The following is a 2,423-nucleotide window of genomic DNA, read 5'->3' on the forward strand; positions in this document are numbered from 1 at the left end:
TTACTAATAATGGGAGATCCAGTGAGACCTGTATCGGTTGTAGCAATCCAAGTTCCATACTCACCTGCTTGTAAAGAGGGGGGCTTCATTATAAGCCGTCCACTTAAAATAAAATGTCGAATTCTAATCGAGGGATCATCGGATATAGTTAAATTACCAGAATACGAGGCATAAGGTGGATCCACTCTTATTTGTTTGGTGCTTTCTCCCCAGAATCCATTAATTGGAATATCTCTACCACGAAAATTAATTGAGCCAGCTACCCTGTTACCTGTAACAGAGTTGATGTTGAATGTGCCATAAACGACAGGTCTACCACCTACAGAAGCGTGGATACCCCACTGTGAGGGGAATGGTACACTAACCATTTTGATCTTCTCCTTATATTTAAATAATTAGAAGTACACACAATTGGAATGATGGATAAGGTAATTCAGATGGTTATTTACTACCCTGTTGAAAGGACCAATAAAGTATATGCATTTAGTATCAAATTGGGAATACAGAAATGTTTATAGATAAAAACTCCTTCACTATAGTTGGTACATCTATATTTCGGGGTAATTAATCAATTGTTGATGTTATACAACTAACGAGAGAACGTTTGTTCAATAGTACAGTAGTAGTCTAGGACTTTATTTTCTCGTCCAAGGCTGCTGCTGTTTTGTATCTTTGGGTCAGTCTAATATTTATTTTTCGGATTCTGACGGTTTAGTAATTCGAAAAACCACGCGGATTCAATACAACCAGTCTAATACTTTATTTTCAAAGAACAACAGAAGATTATTTGAAATTTACATTGCAACAAAGAAATTCTTACTGAATGTGCCCCAGTTCCCTCCAGTGAAGCCAGTTCTTCCTTCTAAGTTAACGAAACAAGGGAGAACTACATGAAGAACACCTGAAGTAGCATTAGCTCTAAACATCATGATAAATCTCATCTTGGAATTGTCTATGGGTGAAATCATGCCCATCTCAGGTCTTATGGTATTTTGTCTTGTTATCATATCTCCCATACCTACGCTGGCAACAGTATTAGGCATGGCCATGTTACTCCTTATCCAATAATTGGATATATTGGTTGCTGAGGCTAAATCAGTTGGTTGGTCATAAGTCAACATTATTTGGTTTGGAGCGATTTGTCTTGCTTCCAAGAGAGTAGGGTGAGTCATCATTTGTCTTTCGTCATACATCCGGATTCCCTCGTGATAAGGCTGTGTAGTGTAGACAGAGTTAGGTGATAGTGAGTTACTCATTCATTTTCCTCCAATTATAAATACAATAGTCAATTGTCCTTACTTAGTTTATGTATAGAGAATGGTTTTTGTTAATCAAAAGTTCCGGCCCTTGCAGCGACGGAGTCAGTAGATTGGACTCGTGAAGAAGCACTCGCACAGTTCCGCGAAGGTATGTCATTCTACTTCATGGCACTAGGCGTCCAGATAGCAGATCAAATGGGCTCGGCTATGAAGTTCACGGCGGAAATGGCAAAGCAGATGACGGATGCTATACGCATGATGGCGGAAGTCGACGCGAGGCTCGCTGTCGGGAGATCGTCGCTAATGATCGTCTAGTCAACAAAACAGTTTACAGCTCGGAGATCATTGTCCGCCGTGAAGAATTGTAAATTCCGAAAGCATCGGTCAAGAGTGAGTCGCTAGGAATCGTCGGGGTGGCTCTTTTCGTTTTTCCATTTTACAAGTCAATTAGAATAAGCTCAGGTGTTTCTCAGAGAACTCTCATAAAAGTCGGTCGAATCGTTGCCGCGGGTACTTTAATAGACATAGTGGTAAATTTTCGGGTGTAAATCGTGTGCTATAGTGGTCACATCAACAAAACACAGACCACTGAGCCAACAAAGGAGGATACACCCATGATGAAAAAAGCTGCTAAAACTATCGCGACTTTTGCCTTGAGTTTATCCGTCTTCACAGGCGGCGCTTTGGCGATCACACCTACAACAACACACGCTGCAACTGTTACTGCTACTGCTGCTACTGGCTCTATTGCGAATAATATCATTTCTACAGGTAAACATTATTTAGGAGCTCCATATAGATTTGGGTCAACGACAGGAAACACACGAACTTTTGACTGTTCATCTTTCACGCAACTCGTTTTCCAAAAGTACAGCATCAACTTGCCACGTTCTTCAAGCGCACAATCGCAAGTAGGTAAGTTCGTGCCGCGGAGTCAACTGCAACCTACGGTAGTCCTGGCGTCACAATTTCGGATATGAACAGCGGTTGGTGGAGTAACCATTACGCTACAGCACGCCGTGTGCTATAAATCCAAACCAACGTCACCTTAACGGGTGGCGTTTTTTCTTTGCAGTTTATTATAGAGCGCGTCAACGCTCCGCGCATGAGCAGCAGATCCGCGAGATCCAGCAGCCAAAAGACAACGGAAGATCGTCGCAGTAC

Annotated in this window: 4 protein-coding genes; 2 read left to right on the forward strand and 2 right to left on the reverse strand. The window is 41.8% G+C overall.

The window, feature by feature from the left end:
• Together AC1DUA_RS33820 and AC1DUA_RS33825 are read right to left on the reverse strand one after the other, a co-directional pair.
• A partial coding sequence (locus AC1DUA_RS33820; RefSeq protein WP_477503908.1) for a hypothetical protein occupies nucleotides 1–368 on the reverse strand: 368 nt, incomplete at its 3' end.
• A gap of 426 nt (nucleotides 369–794) precedes the next feature.
• On the reverse strand, nucleotides 795–1,256 hold the full coding sequence (locus tag AC1DUA_RS33825) for a hypothetical protein (protein WP_477503909.1): 462 nt from the start codon (nucleotides 1,254–1,256) through the stop codon (nucleotides 795–797).
• 168 nt (nucleotides 1,257–1,424) lie between these two features.
• Between AC1DUA_RS33825 and AC1DUA_RS33830 the strand changes: the two genes are divergently transcribed.
• Together AC1DUA_RS33830 and AC1DUA_RS33835 are read left to right on the forward strand one after the other, a co-directional pair.
• Nucleotides 1,425–1,574, forward strand: a complete 150-nt coding sequence (locus tag AC1DUA_RS33830; protein ID WP_477503910.1) for a hypothetical protein — start codon at nucleotides 1,425–1,427, stop codon at nucleotides 1,572–1,574.
• A gap of 299 nt (nucleotides 1,575–1,873) precedes the next feature.
• Nucleotides 1,874–2,239, forward strand: a complete 366-nt coding sequence (locus AC1DUA_RS33835) for a C40 family peptidase (RefSeq protein WP_477503911.1) — start codon at nucleotides 1,874–1,876, stop codon at nucleotides 2,237–2,239.
• Nucleotides 2,240–2,423: the final 184 nt, after the last annotated feature.

Source organism: Paenibacillus sp. 01T422 (assembly GCF_056398785.1).

Excerpts from the sequence above, each read along its gene's own strand:
- AC1DUA_RS33825 (WP_477503909.1), bottom strand. The coding sequence starts at position 1,256 with ATGAGTAACTCACTATCACCTAACTCTGTCTACACTACACAGCCTTAT.
- AC1DUA_RS33830 (WP_477503910.1), top strand. The coding sequence starts at position 1,425 with ATGGCACTAGGCGTCCAGATAGCAGATCAAATGGGCTCGGCTATGAAG.
- AC1DUA_RS33835 (WP_477503911.1), top strand. The coding sequence starts at position 1,874 with ATGATGAAAAAAGCTGCTAAAACTATCGCGACTTTTGCCTTGAGTTTA.